Source organism: Megasphaera stantonii (genome assembly GCF_025567065.1).
Lineage (GTDB): Bacteria > Bacillota > Negativicutes > Veillonellales > Megasphaeraceae > Megasphaera > Megasphaera stantonii.
In genome coordinates, this window is record NZ_JAOQKD010000001.1 from 345417 (window position 1) to 361353 (window position 15937).

18 protein-coding genes and 1 pseudogene are annotated in these 15937 nt (G+C 51.9%); 3 read left to right on the forward strand and 16 right to left on the reverse strand.

What is annotated here, in order from left to right:
- Positions 1 to 161 precede the first annotated feature (161 nt).
- Positions 162 to 1856 carry a winged helix-turn-helix domain-containing protein gene (locus tag OCV58_RS01540; RefSeq protein WP_154876676.1) on the forward strand — a complete coding sequence of 565 codons (1695 nt, stop codon included), beginning with the start codon at positions 162 to 164 and terminating at the stop codon, positions 1854 to 1856.
- A 122-nt stretch (positions 1857 to 1978) separates the two neighbouring features.
- Positions 1979 to 2458, forward strand: coding sequence for a LuxR family transcriptional regulator (locus tag OCV58_RS01545; protein WP_107195301.1), 480 nt, complete (start codon positions 1979 to 1981; stop codon positions 2456 to 2458).
- A 192-nt stretch (positions 2459 to 2650) separates the two neighbouring features.
- Here the strand turns inward: OCV58_RS01545 and OCV58_RS01550 are convergent.
- The 4 genes and pseudogenes from OCV58_RS01550 to OCV58_RS01565 all read right to left on the reverse strand — a co-directional run bounded on the left by OCV58_RS01550 (position 2651) and on the right by OCV58_RS01565 (position 5565).
- Positions 2651 to 3244, reverse strand: a pseudogene (locus OCV58_RS01550) (ISL3 family transposase).
- A gap of 145 nt (positions 3245 to 3389) precedes the next feature.
- A complete protein-coding gene (locus OCV58_RS01555; protein WP_267312742.1) occupies positions 3390 to 3833 on the reverse strand; it encodes a hypothetical protein in 444 nt (147 codons plus the stop codon).
- Positions 3834 to 3942: 109 nt separating this feature from the next.
- A complete protein-coding gene (locus OCV58_RS01560; RefSeq protein ID WP_267312743.1) occupies positions 3943 to 4218 on the reverse strand; it encodes a hypothetical protein in 276 nt (91 codons plus the stop codon).
- 180 nt (positions 4219 to 4398) lie between these two features.
- Positions 4399 to 5565: an MFS transporter gene (locus OCV58_RS01565; RefSeq protein ID WP_154876677.1), complete on the reverse strand. Its 1167-nt coding sequence runs from the start codon at positions 5563 to 5565 to the stop codon at positions 4399 to 4401.
- A gap of 116 nt (positions 5566 to 5681) precedes the next feature.
- Here OCV58_RS01565 and OCV58_RS01570 point away from each other — a divergent pair, with 116 nt between their 5' ends.
- Complete coding sequence (locus OCV58_RS01570; RefSeq protein ID WP_154876678.1) at positions 5682 to 6584, forward strand: LysR family transcriptional regulator; 903 nt, start codon at positions 5682 to 5684, stop codon at positions 6582 to 6584.
- 187 nt (positions 6585 to 6771) lie between these two features.
- On the opposite strand, the gene OCV58_RS01575 is transcribed toward OCV58_RS01570, so the two are convergent.
- The 12 genes from OCV58_RS01575 to OCV58_RS01630 all read right to left on the reverse strand — a co-directional run bounded on the left by OCV58_RS01575 (position 6772) and on the right by OCV58_RS01630 (position 15929).
- Complete coding sequence (locus tag OCV58_RS01575) at positions 6772 to 7644, reverse strand: aldo/keto reductase (protein WP_154876679.1); 873 nt, start codon at positions 7642 to 7644, stop codon at positions 6772 to 6774.
- A gap of 192 nt (positions 7645 to 7836) precedes the next feature.
- Positions 7837 to 9048: a DUF819 family protein gene (locus tag OCV58_RS01580; protein ID WP_095629272.1), complete on the reverse strand. Its 1212-nt coding sequence runs from the start codon at positions 9046 to 9048 to the stop codon at positions 7837 to 7839.
- Between the two features lie 106 nt (positions 9049 to 9154).
- Positions 9155 to 9523 (reverse strand): 50S ribosomal protein L7/L12, encoded by a 369-nt coding sequence (gene rplL, locus OCV58_RS01585; RefSeq protein WP_087477293.1) that lies wholly within the window; start codon positions 9521 to 9523, stop codon positions 9155 to 9157.
- A 52-nt stretch (positions 9524 to 9575) separates the two neighbouring features.
- Positions 9576 to 10133, reverse strand: coding sequence for a 50S ribosomal protein L10 (gene rplJ / locus OCV58_RS01590; RefSeq protein ID WP_087477292.1), 558 nt, complete (start codon positions 10131 to 10133; stop codon positions 9576 to 9578).
- A gap of 178 nt (positions 10134 to 10311) precedes the next feature.
- Positions 10312 to 11028, reverse strand: a complete 717-nt coding sequence (gene rplA / locus OCV58_RS01595; protein ID WP_095629271.1) for a 50S ribosomal protein L1 — start codon at positions 11026 to 11028, stop codon at positions 10312 to 10314.
- A 62-nt stretch (positions 11029 to 11090) separates the two neighbouring features.
- Positions 11091 to 11516 carry a 50S ribosomal protein L11 gene (gene rplK / locus OCV58_RS01600; RefSeq protein WP_095629270.1) on the reverse strand — a complete coding sequence of 142 codons (426 nt, stop codon included), beginning with the start codon at positions 11514 to 11516 and terminating at the stop codon, positions 11091 to 11093.
- 89 nt (positions 11517 to 11605) lie between these two features.
- Positions 11606 to 12148, reverse strand: a complete 543-nt coding sequence (gene nusG / locus OCV58_RS01605) for a transcription termination/antitermination protein NusG (protein ID WP_087477289.1) — start codon at positions 12146 to 12148, stop codon at positions 11606 to 11608.
- A gap of 16 nt (positions 12149 to 12164) precedes the next feature.
- Positions 12165 to 12392 carry a preprotein translocase subunit SecE gene (secE, locus tag OCV58_RS01610; protein WP_087477288.1) on the reverse strand — a complete coding sequence of 76 codons (228 nt, stop codon included), beginning with the start codon at positions 12390 to 12392 and terminating at the stop codon, positions 12165 to 12167.
- Positions 12393 to 12441: 49 nt separating this feature from the next.
- Positions 12442 to 12591, reverse strand: coding sequence for a 50S ribosomal protein L33 (gene rpmG, locus OCV58_RS01615; RefSeq protein ID WP_087477287.1), 150 nt, complete (start codon positions 12589 to 12591; stop codon positions 12442 to 12444).
- Between the two features lie 246 nt (positions 12592 to 12837).
- A complete protein-coding gene (locus tag OCV58_RS01620) occupies positions 12838 to 14211 on the reverse strand; it encodes a tripartite tricarboxylate transporter permease (protein ID WP_154876680.1) in 1374 nt (457 codons plus the stop codon).
- Entirely contained in the window at positions 14211 to 14657 is a 447-nt protein-coding gene (locus OCV58_RS01625; RefSeq protein ID WP_154876681.1) for a hypothetical protein, read from the reverse strand. The genes OCV58_RS01620 and OCV58_RS01625 overlap by 1 nt, the downstream gene beginning before the upstream one ends.
- A 15-nt stretch (positions 14658 to 14672) precedes the next feature.
- The gene (locus OCV58_RS01630; RefSeq protein ID WP_154876682.1) at positions 14673 to 15929 is read right to left on the reverse strand and encodes a hydroxymethylglutaryl-CoA reductase, degradative; all 1257 of its coding nucleotides are present in this window, start codon (positions 15927 to 15929) and stop codon (positions 14673 to 14675) included.
- Between the last annotated feature and the right edge of the window lie 8 nt (positions 15930 to 15937).

Genomic DNA, 15937 nt, shown 5'->3' on the forward strand with positions numbered 1-15937 from the left:
TCTCTCTTTTCGCACAAAGCTCATTAAATATTTATAAAATTGTGAAAAGTATATTTTCCAGGACCTTATTCCGTATTATAATGTAATTACTTGCAGTTTTTCCCATGTGTTTCGGGGTGTTTCCATGAGTCTATCTATCTGCCTGTAAAGGGGGTGCTTTCATGTTAACGGAAGAAGCGCTTATATTGCAGCTAAGCAAACGGATTATAACGGCGTATTTTGAAGAACTGGACTTGACGCCGCTCTTTTCCCATTTATCGGACAACGTCATCTGGGCCGGCGCGGGAAAACATATGCAGCTGACAGGCTATGAAGCCGTCACAGAGGCCTTCCGCCGCGGTCATAGCCAGCGTGTCCCCTGCCGCATCAGCAACGAGGAATACACTGTCCGCCCGCTGAGCGATACGACATGGCTCTGCCAGATTTGTTCCGACATCACGACAGATCCAGCCTACAACATGTTTATCCACGAATACCAGCGCTGTGTCTTTATTTTTCAAAAAACACAGCGTAATGACGGTTGGGAAATCATCTATCTGAATAATTCCATTGCGTATAACCGTCTGAACGATCAGGAGCTGTTCGCCGCCGAGTACGGTATGCACAACTTCCAGCAGCGCGCCGAAGCCGATGGAGAAAACGTCCTGACGACGCAGGACAAGTACCAGCTGTACAGCTACATAAAACGAAATGCCTTTGCTAATCTCGACGCAGCGGGAAAAAATCTCTTTCTGGCCCTGTCCCTCTTTCCATCCTTTACGGGAGAGCTGGCGTCCTATGTGATGGATTCGCCCCGCGCCAAGGATCTTCTCGACGCCGAGGTGGAACGAAATCCCTTCTTATATTTCGATTACCATGACGGGACCTATTCCTTCCATCCCCTGCTGGCCTCGTATCTGCACTATGTCTTTTCACGGAAAAGCCGCCGCTGGCAGCAGGCGCAGCAGCTCCGGGCGGCGCACTGGTACCTGCAGGAAGGCGACTATAAACAGGCCATCGTCCTGGCCCGCCGCGCTGGCGACTACGACACGGTCCTGACGGCGATCGAGCAAGGCGGCCGGGAAAGCTTATACGGCTTCCCCCATGACGTCGCCGCCGATACGCTGCAGCATGCTTCCGCCGCAGAGCGGGCCGCTCATCTGGAAGGCTGCTTTTACTGCGTCTTATACGCCTTCCGCTGCGGCAAGCGGCTCCTCGCTGTCAAATATCTTTCCGTTCTGGCGGACTGCGTCGAGACGGAATTCGCCGACGCCGCCCAGCGCCTGTACTACGCGGCCTATGCCGAGGTGATGAAAGGTTTCTGCTCGTACCCGGATCTTTCCGCTATGACGAAGCACGTCCAGCGCGCCCGGGAGCTTCTCCCGTCGCCGCACGACCTCATCCTGCCATGGACCTTCGGCTCGCCGTCGCCATTGTCCCTCTATCATTCCCTGCCGGGGCAACTGGAACAAACGGCGGAAGGGCTGCGGCAATTTACCGCTTCTTATATACGGCTGATACACGCCGACGCCTTTCCGGTCCAGACCGATTTTATCCGCGGCGAATACGAATACCTGACGGGACGTCTCGACGAAGCGGAACAAACGCTGGCAAAATACGTTCATGCCAATTCTATCGTGCCGAAATGCATTTCCCACCTGCAAACGGCCCATTTTTATTTAGCCCGCCTAGCCCTTTGCCGCGGCGACGCCGCAGGGCTGCAGAAAGAAATACAGCGTCTGCACTCGCTGAAGCTCCAGGTCTACCCGCAATGCGGCACGGCTGTAAAGCACCTGTGCGAAGCCTTCCTCCAGTCGATGCTGAACAGTTCGTCGGCTTCTGTGCCCTTATACACCTCACCCCCCCCCCCCCGATAGACGTAAATGGCTGTTATTATCCCATCGCGCCGATAGCCGCCGTCATACAGGATAAGGTCCTGCTGAGCCGCGGAGAATTTCCTCAGCTCCTGCTGCAGGCGACGGAACATTATAAAACGGCTATGGCCTCGCAGTACATATTGCCGGCGATTTACGAATCGATTCTTCTCGCCTGCGTCTACGAGCACGCCGGCAACATAGACGGAGCAGCAACGGCATTAAAACAGGCCGTCGCGCTGGCCCAGCCCGACCATCTCGTCATGCCCTTCGCCGAACACGCCGAATACCTGCCGCAGGCGATGGAACAGCTCCGCTCCGACGCGGCGGCAGCGCCCTTTATCGAACAGGTGCAGGGCCTTTCCCTAGCCGAGCCGTTGGCGGCGCTGCGCACGGCTCTCGCGAAGCCGTCCCTGCCCTTATCCAAGAGGGAACAAGAAGTCGCCGCCATGGTCGCTACCGGCCTGACCAACAAGGCCATCGCCGGTCAATTAAACATCGCCGAAGTGACCGTAAAGAAAACGCTGAGCCAAATATACAAAAAGCTGGGCATTACCAACCGCGCTGCCTTGTCGCATTACATGTCCCATCATCCGATGAGCTGACATATTGCAAATTTCTTCACACTCATTCAAATAAGCTAACAAATACACGAAATCAGCAAACGATTTCAGCAAATTTGTTAGCTTATTTTTGGTTCTTTGTCAAATGTTGAGGTATCTGCTCTTGTTACAATGTTTTGCGTCTCATTCCCGCTTGTTAATTAGGCTATATATCAAATTCGTTTTTTAAACCGACTATAGCTTCGAATCCCCAAGCTGGTTCGTTTTATTATTGTTGCACCCTTCTGTATACCCATTGGACCATGGGTATTTCAGGGCATTTACAATCTTCTCAAACCAGTCTGTAAACGATTTTTGCAGCGATTGAAATTCTTCCAGGTCAGCAGACCGGACTAATTCCAGCCAGTCCTGCAGCACTGGTTCTGCATACGGAGTTCGCTTCATATCCAGTACCTTGTAAAAGGCTTCTTTGAGAGCGTACGCTTTCCGTAAATCCTCCGAATGCGACAGGATTTCCTCAAGGCACACCAGTTCGTCCGGCGTCAGCGTATGGCCGGCTTTCCGCAGAATCCGCTTATTCCGCTTAAAATAACGGTTTTTCTTGGGAAATGATTTCTGGATCCGCTTACGTACCCGTTCCATGGCCTACAGCACCATTCGGACGATATGAAACCGGTCGCATATGATGACAGCATTGGGAAAGACCGCCTGTACAACTTTCCGGAACAGGTTAGACATATCCATGATAACCCAACGCACCCGGTTTCGTTGTTTCTGTAGGAACGAACGGAAATACTTGATGATATCCTGCGTATTCCTATTTGTCAATGTATTTTTATGAATTTATCGCATATTTTTCACCCTTAGTAAAAACGGGCAATCTGCAGTCGGAACGACAAAAAACCTCTCATCGCAACCTATTAGTTAACAATGAGAGGTTTTGGCAAAAATATAGCTATACTCCCTCCCCCTATTATCGCCGCGGCGGAGGAGGCGGCATGGGCGGAGGGATGGGGCGAATGGGCCTCGGTTTTGGAATTTCCGGCGGCTGCGGCGGCGGAATGGGATGCCGCGGACTCAGAGACGGCGGCTTAGGTGCCGGCTGGGGTCTGTCCGGCCGCGGCGCAGGCGGCGGTGAAACCGGAGGGGGCGGCGGCTGGGGAGGCCGTCCCGGATGAAGCGCTGGCGGAGGCGGCATCGGCGGCGGTATAGGCCGAATAGGCCGCGGCGCAGGAATAGACGGAGCTGCCGGAGGCGCCGGCGGCGGGGGAAGGGGTCTCGCCCGCAGTACCGTCATATACGCGCCGCTTCCTTTTGCCGTACCTTGACCGGCAACCTGAGCCGGAAGGGCCGGCGCGCTCCACAAGACGGCGACGCAGGCTGCGGCGGCAAGATATACGGCCATTCGTTTTGACATGACGCACCTCTCCTTTCAAACATACAATCATAACACAGCGTATGCCAAAAACGACAGAAATCTCTCTGCGAAATTCCTGTCGTTTTCAGCATGTACCTCATGCCTCCCCTTAGCGGTGATGACGCGGCGGGGGCGGAGGCGGCATAGGCCGTCCGGGCTTATGCGGTTTCGGTTTTGGCTTCGTAACTTTTTTAGGCGGTTTTGGTTTCTTTTTCGGCGGCGGCGGAGGACCCGGATGATGAGGACGAGCCTTGAACTCCGTCAGCTGCGCGCCTGTAAAGCTCATATCGCCAAAGGAATTTGCCTGGGAAGCCATCGCAAAGGTCGGAGCGCACAACGCGCCGACAATAGCAGCTACGATAATAGACCGTTTCCAAATGCGCATATCGAATATCCCTCCTTCGTACTTCAATTTCTTGTCTTCATTGTATCACAAAATAGCCTCGATTCAATCCATTTTGTGTCACAGTTTCTTTACAATTTTCGTTGCAAATTAAAATATATCCCTCGTCATTCTTTCGTAAATACTTTCTAATCCCCTATACACTTAAAAATAGACATTTCTCTATACAGCCGCTCTTTTCCCATGAACGGCATAATACAAGACAATGCAGAACAGAATAACGATGGCTGTCATCTTATACAATCCGGCATACCCAGTATACGGTATGGCCGCCCCCAACACATAGGAACCGACGCCCATGCCGATATCAAATAAGGACATAAACGTAGCCGTCGCGACGCCGATACGGGAGGGCGCGGCGACTTTGACGGCAATCGCCTGCGCCGTCGGCATAAACGAACCATATCCCAGGCCAACGAAGGCGGCGGAAAGCAATAAAACGAGAGCGCTTTCCGCCTGACTCAAAAGGGCCATGCCGGCAGCAAAGGACAGGAGAAGCGGATACATCACATAATTTTCCCCGCGATTGTCGAGAAGGCGTCCCATAAACGGACGGGATAAAAAAATACAGACGGCGTATACGAAAAAATACCATGCGCCGGCCTCGGTCAAACGCGCCTCTTTTACGAAGGAGGTCAAAAAGCTTACCAGCCCGGAATAGGACATGCCGATGATAAGGCCTAGCACGCCGATTGGCACGGCAGCCGGCTCGACATATTTCCGCCAAAAAGAGCCTTTATTCTTCGCCGGTTCATGAGACGGCAGCATGGGAGTCCGAAGAAGAACGGCAAGCCCTATGTTTATGCCGCACAGAGCCATGCACAAAAGCATGTCGGCCGTATACAAGCCGTATCGCTGAAACCACATACCCAAAAAGGGCCCTGCCGCCGTTGCTAAAATAACGCTCAGCGTGTAGTACCCAATACCTTCTCCGCGGCGCGACACCGGCGTCAAAGCAGCCACCAAGGTGCCCGTAGCAGTAGACACCACGCCGAACCCAAAGCCCTGCAGGATACGAACACCATACAACGCCGTCACAGAAGAGATGACGACATACATTGCCGAAGCCGCAAAAAAGATAAGACCTCCTATATACAGCAAGGGTTTCAAACCCAGCCATACGGCACACCGTCCTGCGGCGATGCGCCCGGCAAAGCCGGAGAATACAAAAATACCGGCGGCTAACCCGGCCTGACTGGCCGTCGCCTGCAAAAAGGTCATCGCATATTCCACTACGATAATAGTAAACAAGAAAAAGACCATGTATACATTAAAATTGATAAAAAAATTGACGATAAAGTCCTTCGTAAAAATCCGATCCCTATCCATGACACGTTCTCCTCTCGTCAGTATCCAAAGACATATGGTATTATAGAATAGAAAATATATAATTTAAAATACATAAATCCTTATATAATATGTCTGTAAAAGCATAAGGAGAACCTATGGAACTACTGCATTTATCCTATTTCCAAACCATTGCCCGCTTAGAAAGCCTGACGCAGGCCGCCGACGTGCTCCACGTATCGCAGCCGTCTCTCAGCAAAATATTAAAACGTCTGGAAACGGAGCTCGGCTATCCCCTTTTCGACAGACAAGGCAAACGGCTGCGGCTAAACGACGGCGGACTCTTGTTTTTATCTTACGTAAACCGCATGTTTGCTGAATTAGAATTGGGAACAAAGGAATTTCAAGCCTACGCCGCGCAAAAAGCCGAGCGTCTCCGCATCGGCGCCGCTTCGTCCCGTCTCTTGCCTCAAGCGCTGACGACGTACGCGGCGCGGCATAGGCAGGGGCAATTCTGTATACGTCAAATCATCGAACCTAGAGAAATGGAAGAACAGCTGTTGGGCGGCCGGATAGATTTCTGCCTATCCTTCCACTCCTTGCGTCACGACCAGCTATACAGCGTTAAGCTGACCGACGAAGATATTTTTCTCGCCGTATCGCCTCGTCATCCCTTAGCCCGCCGCCCCTTCGTCGACTTGGCCGAGGTAAAGGACGAGCCGTTTATTACGCTGACCAGCGAATGCGGCCTCTATGAAACATCTCTGGCCTTCTGCCGCGATGCCGGCTTCATCCCGACAGTCGCGTTTGAAATCAACAGTCTCGAAGTCATCGCCAACCTGGTCAGCGCGGATCTCGGCGTCGCCTTTGTCCCCGCCTTCGGCTCCGAATCCCTGAGCCAAAGCATTACGCGCCTTCCTATCAGAACGCCGACATGCCGCCGCGGCATATGGCTGTCGTATAAAGCCTTATGGCAGCCGTCGCCGCAGCAAGAACAATTCCGCACGTTCTTACTACATTACTTCTCCGGCCCCGCGCCGGATAGCTCCGTCGTCTATTGACGAGCGCCGAAGGGGCCGTTATACTAAGCGTTGGCAAAAGGATGAAATCACAAATTCATAAGCACAGCGAAAAAGCCACAGGCTGCATCCTGCGGCTTTTTCTATTCCGAATAAATTGAATACGCGTCTTCAAAAAACAGCGCTCTCCCAAGGGAAGGCGCTGTTCTTTTTCATACTACGTGTGCCGTTATTCATGAAGCGAGGTGACGACGGGGTTATTCAGGAAATCGTAGACCCGTTTTACTTCGCTGGGCCGCTCCGTATCGAGCATCTGCGGATGACCTAAATCAAGGGCGGCAATGCCCTTCATTTCATCCGCAGTCAGCTCGAAATCCCAGATGGCGAAGTTTTCCCGAATCCGTTCGGGTCGGACCGATTTGGCGATGCACGGCAACCCACTCTGGATTTCCCACCGCAGAATGACTTGTGCGACGCTCTTTCCGTAGGCCGCGGCGATCTCCTGCAATACGGGCTGGGTAAACATGCCGTTCATCCCTTCGGCGAAGGGAGCCCAGGCCTCGGCCTGCACGCCCAGTTCCTTCATGACGGCCAGTTCCTCTGATCGCTGATAGAAGGGATGCCGTTCGATCTGGTTGACGGCCGGCGCAATGTCGGCGTTGTAACACAGATCCATCAGCCGGCTGCTGTTGAAATTGCTCACGCCGATTGCCCGAATCTTCCCTTCCTTATACAACTCTTCCATGGCCCGCCATGCGCCGTAATAATCGCCGAAGGGCATGTGCACGAGGTACAAGTCGAGGTAGTCCAGCCCCAGCAGGCGGAGCTGGCGGTCAAAGGCTGCCTTCGTCTTGTCATAGCCCATTTCGTGAATGTAGGCCTTCGACGTGATAAACAATTCGCTGCGGGCGACGCCGGACTGGCGAATTGCCTGGCCGACGGCTTCTTCATTTTGATACGAGCTGGCCGTGTCGATATGCCGGTACCCTGCGGCAAGGGCCGCCGCGACGGCCTCTCGGCAAGGGGCTCCGTTGGGAATCTGAAAGGTGCCGAAGCCCAGCAGGGGCATGGACACGCCGCTGCGCAATGTGATATATTCCATAGCACTCATCCTCCTGTGTCTGTATACGTCTATTATACGTCCGGCTGCCGATGTGTCTAATACTTACCCCGTATATCCTGCAATACAAAATTTCTATATCTTGCAGCTCCTGCGCAGCAACGCAGTACGACAAAACCCGCCGGCCCTAGAAAGGCGGCGGGTTTGTCATATACACATGTATCATTTATTTGATTACGCGCCTAATATACTGCCGACAATGATGCCTAAATAAGTGCCGATGACGTAGCCGAAGGTACCGACCAGCATGGACGGGCCGACGAGCTTCGTCCAGCCCTGGGAAATGGCCATGCCGGCAGCCGTTGTCGGGCCGCCGATATTCGCGTTGGACGCCAGGACGATGTCTTCCAGATGAAAACGGAACAGCTTGCCGCCGACAAAGCAAAACAGCATATTGACGACGACCATGAGGAAGCAGAAGGCAAAGAGCAGGGGCGCGTTGCGCAGGATTTCCGATATAGACGCCGGCACGCCGATGACAAAGAAAAAGAGGTAGATGAAATAGGTGCCGATTTCTTGGGCGCCGCTGACAGAGGCCACCTTTTTGTCAAAGAAGGTAGCGACGAGCATGGAAATAAAGGTAATCCACACGTACTCGCTGCCGAAAAAGGTATTTGCCATGTGGAGAAGCCAGTTGTCCGTCGGAATGACGGCCGACAGGGACGAGCCCATCCACTTGGACAAGGTGACGACGACGGCTGCATACATGACGTTTACGGCGATGTCCCGCAGGGAAATGTCCTTGCGGCTCCAATAGGCGGCGGCCAGCGTCTTGCCTTCATCGGCCTGCCCGCTTTGCTCTACGGCGTCGATATGGGGATGGGTAAAATAGCGGCGGAAAAAGGCGTTGCTTACGCATCCCAGCAGAACGAGGAAGTAAACGGCCATGGTGAGATTATCCGCTACGATCGTCGAGGACACCAACGTGCCGTCGGTCTTGAAGGCGTCGGCCAGGGCCACGAAGTTGACACCGCCGCCGATATACGAGCCGGTCATCATGGCCGCCACCTTGGGCAGCCCGTCTATCATGGAGCCGAAAATCGCCGTCCCCAGCAGGGCTCCGCAGATCGTCCCTGCCGAGCCGATGAGAAACACGAAGAGCATCCGCCCCGTTTCCCGCCATATCTTCGTCATGTTAGCCTGGAGCAGCAGCAAGGGAATGGCCATCGGTACGGCGTATCCCCAGACAATGTCGTCAAACAAGGGCGCGTGCGTAGGCAGGACGCCGACATTGACCAGCACCAGGGCGAGAATCAGGGCGATGACGGCTCCCGACACCTTCGAAGCCCAGGCGTAGGTCTGTTCCAAATAAATCGACGCGGCGACGGACGCGCACATCACCGCCAGCAGCATCCACGTATTTTCAGGACTAATCAATGAATTCAATATCCGTTCCTCCTCCCTATGGTTAGGCCCTTACGAAACAGAGGCATAGAAAAACTCCCAAAACCCAACATCAGCGGGTCTTGGGAGCGTATAATTTCTTCTGAAATTATTTCAATTCAACAGTAGCGCCTGCTTCTTCCAATTTAGCTTTGAGAGCGTCAGCGTCAGCTTTGGAGAGGCCTTCTTTAACAGGGCTCGGAGCACCGTCAACGAGAGCTTTAGCTTCTTTCAAGCCGAGGCCCGTTACTTCGCGGACAACTTTGATTACGTTGATCTTCTTGTCGCCAGCGGAAGCGAGGATAACGTCGAATTCGGATTTTTCTTCAGCAGCAGCAGCGCCAGCAGCCGGAGCAGCAGCAACAGCTACGGGAGCAGCAGCGGATACGCCGAATTTTTCTTCCATTTCTTTTACGAGTTCGGAAAGTTCCAAAACAGTCATGTTTTCAATGGCTTGCATGATTTCTTCTTTAGTCATTTTAAAATACCTCCATAGTATCGATTTTTTTAATTAAAAGTTGTAATTTAGATTAAGCAGTTTCTTGTTCTGCTTTCTTAGCACGTACTGCGTCAAGCACATAAACCATATTGCGGATATTGCCCTGAAGTACGTTGACAAGACCGGAAATAGGAGCCTGCATGCTGCCGACAACCTTCGCGATAAGTTCGTCGCGGCTCGGCAGGTTTGCCAATGCGTCGACGGCTGCTGCATCGATGATCTGACCGTCGGCAATACCGACTTTGACCGTCAGAGCTTCTGTTTTCGTTTCTTTGATGAATTCTTTTAAAATCTTAGCCGGAGCTACGGCGTCTTCCGTGGAATAGGCGATAGCTGTCGGGCCTTCGAGGAATTCAGATACCCCTTCGAAACCGATTTCGCTGGCGGCGATGCGAGTCAAGGTGTTTTTGATAACCTTGTATTCAACATTGCCTTCGCGGAATTTGCGGCGGAGCTTCGTAACGTCGGCTACGGTCAAACCCGTAAATCCAACGAATACAACACCCTGAGCTGCCTGCAGTTTTTCCTTCATTTCTTCAACGACAGCGGCTTTAGCAGGAGAAACCTGATGCTTTGCATACATAGACATTCCTTCGATACACCTCCTTGATTTGGATTTATATCGTCTTAGCAATAAAAACGGCCTCATTTCCATGAGGCCGAACTAGTCGTTATCAGTAGTACTCAATAATCTACTAGTTTTAGCCTCAGATGGCGGACTTGCGTCCATTATACATACCTTCAGTCTACAGCTAAGAGTGATATTATTATTGTTCGTCAGCTTTTACAATGCCTTTTACGCTGAACGGGTTGATATGGATACCAGGGCCCATCGTGGAGCTGACAGTGATCGTTTTGATGTACTGGCCTTTGGCACCCGACGGTTTTACTTTGATAAGCGTGTCGACGAGAGTCGTAAGGTTTTCGATCAATTTATTAGCGTCGAAAGACTTTTTACCGATAGGGGAATGAATATTGCCGGCCTTATCCGTACGATATTCAACCTTACCAGCTTTGCTTTCGGAAACAGCTTTTGCAACGTCCATCGTAACCGTACCGACTTTCGGGTTCGGCATTAAGCCTTTCGGCCCGAGGATTTTACCCAAACGGCCAACTTTGCCCATCATGTTCGGCGTAGCAATAGCTACATCGAAATCGAGCCAGCCGCCTTTGATTTTTTCAATCAGGTCGTCTGCGCCTACAAAATCAGCGCCGGCTTCCTGAGCTTCTTTTTCTTTATCGCCTTGAGCAAATACGAGAACAGTCTTCGTTTTGCCAATGCCATGAGGCAGAACCAAAGCGCCGCGAACCTGCTGGTCGGCATATTTCGGATCTACGTTTAAGTTTACAGCCAATTCGACAGTTTCGTCAAATTTAGCCGTATCCATCTTTTTCAAGATGTCGATGGCTTCAGCCGGTTCGTACAATTTGTATTTATCGTACATTTTAGCGGCTTCAGCATATTTCTTGCCTACTTTTGCCATGTCTTTTCCTCCTTAGTGGTTTAGCGGGGCATTCGCCCCTTCCACGGGCAGGGAAATCGGAATTAGTCTACGATTTCAATACCCATGCTGCGGGCAGTGCCTTCAATCATTTTCATAGCCTGTTCTACGTCGTTGGCGTTGAGGTCAGGCATCTTTGTCGTTGCAATTTCACGAACCTGATCGCGGCTCAGCTTTGCAACTTTTTTCTTGTTCGGTTCGCCCGAAGCTTTGTCAAGGCCAGCTGCTTTTTTCAACAATACGGCAGCGGGCGGTGTCTTTGTAATGAAGGTAAAGGATCTGTCTTCGTATACAGTGATTTCAACAGGAATAATGTAACCAGCCTGTTTCGCCGTACGTTCGTTGAATTCCTTTACGAAGGCCATGATGTTAACGCCAGCCTGGCCTAATGCAGGACCAATCGGAGGCGCCGGAGTTGCCTTGCCAGCTTCACACTGAAGTTTTACCATTCTTGCTACTTTTTTTGCCATGGTGATTTACACCTCCTCACATTACAAGATGTGGTACGCGAATCCTAATGATTCTCCCACTCGCGGCTTTCGCCGCATTTTAGAAGTATTTATTCCAGACTTTTCTCAATTTGAGAATAGTCGACTTCTACTGGAGTTTCCCGGCCAAACATATCGATAAGGCCTTTGAGGGTTCCTTTTTCCTCATTGATTTCCGTAATGGTCGCAATGAAGTTTTCAAACGGACCGGATGTGATGCGGACCTGTTCGCCTACTTCGACGGAAATATGCGGTTTCGGTTCCGTGTCAAGATTCTGCGATTTCAGAATGCTCTTAACCTCCTCCGGTTCCAAGGGAATAGGCTTCGTCGCCGAGCCTACAAACCCCGTTACGCCCGGGGTGTTGCGGACGACGTACCAGGAACGGTCGTTGACTTCCATTTCGACGAGGACGTAGCCGGGGAAAACCTTGCGTTTCACGGCGCGCTTTTTCCCGTCTTTGCCGACGTCGATTTCTTCCTCCATCGGGACGAGGATGCGGTTAATGACATTTTCCAATCCCATGGATTTAACTTTCCGTTCCAACGTAGCCATTACTTTATTTTCATAACCGGAATACGTATGGATGACATACCATTTTTTTTCAGATTCCATTTAAGCGCAGGCCTCCCTATCCGACAACGGCTCGAAGCAAATTAAACAACTGACCAAAAACGCCGTCGGCCACGCCGATAATCGCCATGACGACGATCGTCGCGACGATGACCATGACCGTGTAGTTTATCAGCTCTCTTCTCGTCGGCCAGATGACCTTTTTCAGTTCCACCTTAACGCCTTGAAAAAATGACTTGCCCGGATTCTTCTTATTCTTTTGTGCTGCTTTTTTTGAAAGTGCCATATAACCTCTCACACCCAAATAAGATTAAGCACATCTTATTCCATCAAAATTATTTCGTTTCTTTATGTACGGTTTGTTTTTTGCAGAACGGGCAATATTTTTTCAATTCCAAACGGTCCGGATTGTTTTTCTTGTTTTTATTTGTCCGGTAGTTACGCTGTTTGCATTCTGTGCATGCCAATGTAATCGCTGTACGCATTCCCTTACACCTCTCTTAAAAATAGTCTGATACTACGCGCAAACCCAGTGCCTGCGCAAGACTGCCTTTATAAGATACCACACCTGTCAGGCTAAGTCAAGAAAATTTTACTGCAACTTAAAAAAGCTAGGCCTCATGTCGCCTAACTTTGTTTATCATACCATAACAAGGCGAGGCTGTCAAATGTTGCCGCGAAAAACGCAGTATCTCCTGCACCGCACAGCGATGCAGGAGAAAGAATTCATCTTATTTAATGCCCAGCAGCGTCGCCATCAGCCAGGGAGACGCGTAATACACCATGTACTGTACGCCCGTATGGACGCCGAAATATCTGTTCAAGATACCGCCGAAGATGGCGATGGTAATGGCGATTGCGATGCCTACGACGCCGGCTTCAAAGTACGAAATGACGACAATCAGACCGGAGAACATGCTGATAATCGCTTCCTGACTTACGTTTCTTAATACCCATGCGCTGGCGCGGCGGGCGTAGTTCATCGAAAACGGATATGCTACGAGGAAGGCGACAAACAACCCGATATATCCATAAACCAAGAAATCCGCAGCCGATAAAAAGGTATGCAGGTTATGAACAGGCTGGGCCGTATATACGGGCGGCGCGTTGAATAACGGAGCTGCCGGCCCTAATCCGACGGGGCTGAGGGGGATGCCGAAGGCTAAGAGCGGAATGATCGTTTCCGCAATGTACGTCGCTTCCGTCGTCCCGTTCATGACGGCCAAGGTCGACGTCATGCGCTGGTACAAGCTCTTAATGCGCGCGCCGACGAATTCGCCCATCATAACGGTCATGCCGACGGGACTGAACGTAAAGGTCAGGGCCGATACGCCGGCCGTCATGGCATTGTACATAATCTGATGCTTAGACAAAATTTTGATGGGATTCGGGAAATATCCCTTCCACATCTTAACTTCCGGAGCCAGCCAGAATTCGCGCGACGAATCCCGTTTCAGGATATGGCGGGAGTTAGGCGATAAAATGGTCATCAAGTCGGCAAACATCGGCCCGATAGCGATGCCCAGGAACATACTGATAAACACGCCATGACCGATGCCGGCAATAGCCATCTTATTCAAGCCCTGAATGAAGAAGGCGAAGGGAAGCAGGGCGAAGAGACTAGCCCATTTGCCGCCCGACGTATAGGCGATGATGATAGCCGCAACGGTAAATACGACGGGAGCCCAGGCTTTGACGATGTCGGCGAAGGGCGCCAGCAGGGACGCGAAGCCGACGCTGACGGGCAGCGCGATAAACGCCGCAATGATACCGCCGGAAATCATTTTCCGCAGCGCCATATGCGGCACGCCCAGCTTGCGCAGCACCGCCGCGTCTTCCAGCATGGGCACGGCCATCGTGTCGCCTGGAACGCCCATGAGAGCCGTCGGAATAGCGTGAATCATATGTTTCGAAATAGCCGCCGCCATAAACCAGGAAAATACGGCGACAGGCGGGACGCCGAGCAGAATAATCAGCAAGGTCAGCGGCGCGATCGTCGACGTTTCATCCGTTCCGGAAATCAGGCCGATACCGGAAAAGATAATCCCGCCGGCCAAGGCCATGCCTACGGCCCAGAGTAAATCGTGAAGGATCATTCCGTCCATTACCGGTCACCTTCCTTTACAGTCCGTACCGGCGGCGCGTTTTCACTTGTTCCGGCAAACAATTCATACAACCGCAGGTCTTTCATTTCCTGCAATACTTTTTCATCGACATACTTTAATTCTTCCCGTTCTTTTTCCAAATCAATCTGCAATTCCTTCAAGACGCGTTCTCTGTCGGCCTCGGAAAATTCCTCTTCGTTCAGAGTCCGTTTCGGCTTAAACAGCTTAGCTGATACGACGGCCGACAAAACGCAGCCGCCGATGCCAAACAATAAAGAGTACGCCGAGACGAGGTTCGCCGCTAAGTCCGGATATGAAGACGAAATTGCCGTACTAGCGCCCAAATAGCAGCAGAAACTAAGAACGACGCCGATGAGAATACCGCCCGTCAAGTTTCGGAGATCTACCGTATCTCCCCAAATATCTGCTAAAACCGCTCGTTTCATAACGGCCTCCTTTGCTTACAATGTAGACAACAATTCCTTTGCCCGCTCAACGGAAATATTCTTTTCTGCTACCATCGCTGCCACGACCTTATCCAGCATTTCGCCTGTCGCGCCGGCGACGGTTGCGATATTGCGAGCATGGAGCTTCATGTGCCCCTTCTGGATACCGTCTGTAGCCAGGGCGCGCATGGCCGCGAAGTTCTGCGCCAGCCCTACTGCTGCGATGACCTGAGCCAGTTCCGCCGCCGTCTGGACACCGAGGATTTTGACGCCGACCTTAGCCGCCGGAAGAATCTTCGTGCCGCCGCCTACGAGGCCGCAAAGGGCGGGGATTTCAATAGAGCCGGTCAAATCGCCGTCGGCGTTCTTTTCCCAGCGGGTCATAGACGTATACTTGCCTTTATAGGAGCAGTATGCGTGGCAGGCCGCTTCAATGCCGCGCCAGTCATTGCCGGTCGCTACGATGAGCGGGTCGATGCCGTTCATAATGCCCTTATTGCTCGTAGCAGCCCGGAAGGGATCGGCTTCGGCGAAGGCATAGGCGGCAATCACGCCGTCGACAACATCTTCTCCGCCGATAGCTTCCTTCGTAAAGGTCGCCGTGGCCCGGGCCAGACGATATGCAGCCAAGTTAGACAATATACGGAGCTTAACGGTGCCGCCGGTAATTTTTTCAATAAACGGAGCAACGGCTTCGGCCATCGTGTTGACGGCGTTGGCTCCCATGGCGTCGCCCGTGTCGACGAGCAGATGCACGACGACCATCGGACCGATAAGGGATTCGACGATGCGGACTTCCACATCCTTCGCGCCGCCTGTAATACCAACTAACACAGGGTCTTTTTCATTGGCAATGCTCAAGATTTCCTCTTTATGGTGCAGGATAACCTGTTTGGCAAAATACGGATTGGAAATTCCAATCGTCTGAATCTGGGCGATCATGATATTTCCCGTATAGCTCGTCGTAAAGCCGCCGCCTGGACGGGCCATCTTTGCGGCGTTAGACGCCGCGGCGATGATGGACGCTTCTTCTACGACCATGGGAACAAGTACTTCTTTGCCGTTGATGATGAAGTTCATGGCGACGCCCATAGGCAGCTGATAGGTGCCGATGACGTTTTCGATAACCTTGTCCGCTACGTCGTTGTGCAGTGCGCCCGGCTCGGTAATCAGGCGCAGTTCGTCTTCTGTAAGATTGGCAAATTCAGCGACTTCCGCCGCTCTTTGACTTACAGAAAGTTTATGGAATCCAGAGTAATTATTGGTTTTCATATGTCATC

Coding starts and splice junctions, on each gene's coding strand:
- OCV58_RS01540 (WP_154876676.1), top strand. CDS start 162: ATGTTAACGGAAGAAGCGCTTATATTGCAGCTAAGCAAACGGATTATA.
- OCV58_RS01575 (WP_154876679.1), bottom strand. CDS start 7,644: ATGGAATATATCACATTGCGCAGCGGCGTGTCCATGCCCCTGCTGGGC.
- OCV58_RS01625 (WP_154876681.1), bottom strand. CDS start 14,657: ATGAAACGAGCGGTTTTAGCAGATATTTGGGGAGATACGGTAGATCTC.
- secE (WP_087477288.1), bottom strand. CDS start 12,392: ATGGCACTTTCAAAAAAAGCAGCACAAAAGAATAAGAAGAATCCGGGC.
- rplJ (WP_087477292.1), bottom strand. CDS start 10,133: ATGTCTATGTATGCAAAGCATCAGGTTTCTCCTGCTAAAGCCGCTGTC.
- OCV58_RS01555 (WP_267312742.1), bottom strand. CDS start 3,833: ATGTCAAAACGAATGGCCGTATATCTTGCCGCCGCAGCCTGCGTCGCC.
- rplK (WP_095629270.1), bottom strand. CDS start 11,516: ATGGCAAAAAAAGTAGCAAGAATGGTAAAACTTCAGTGTGAAGCTGGC.
- OCV58_RS01565 (WP_154876677.1), bottom strand. CDS start 5,565: ATGGATAGGGATCGGATTTTTACGAAGGACTTTATCGTCAATTTTTTT.
- OCV58_RS01560 (WP_267312743.1), bottom strand. CDS start 4,218: ATGCGCATTTGGAAACGGTCTATTATCGTAGCTGCTATTGTCGGCGCG.
- OCV58_RS01545 (WP_107195301.1), top strand. CDS start 1,979: ATGGCCTCGCAGTACATATTGCCGGCGATTTACGAATCGATTCTTCTC.
- rpmG (WP_087477287.1), bottom strand. CDS start 12,591: ATGCGTACAGCGATTACATTGGCATGCACAGAATGCAAACAGCGTAAC.
- nusG (WP_087477289.1), bottom strand. CDS start 12,148: ATGGAATCTGAAAAAAAATGGTATGTCATCCATACGTATTCCGGTTAT.
- rplL (WP_087477293.1), bottom strand. CDS start 9,523: ATGACTAAAGAAGAAATCATGCAAGCCATTGAAAACATGACTGTTTTG.
- rplA (WP_095629271.1), bottom strand. CDS start 11,028: ATGGCAAAAGTAGGCAAGAAATATGCTGAAGCCGCTAAAATGTACGAT.
- OCV58_RS01620 (WP_154876680.1), bottom strand. CDS start 14,211: ATGGACGGAATGATCCTTCACGATTTACTCTGGGCCGTAGGCATGGCC.
- OCV58_RS01630 (WP_154876682.1), bottom strand. CDS start 15,929: ATGAAAACCAATAATTACTCTGGATTCCATAAACTTTCTGTAAGTCAA.
- OCV58_RS01570 (WP_154876678.1), top strand. CDS start 5,682: ATGGAACTACTGCATTTATCCTATTTCCAAACCATTGCCCGCTTAGAA.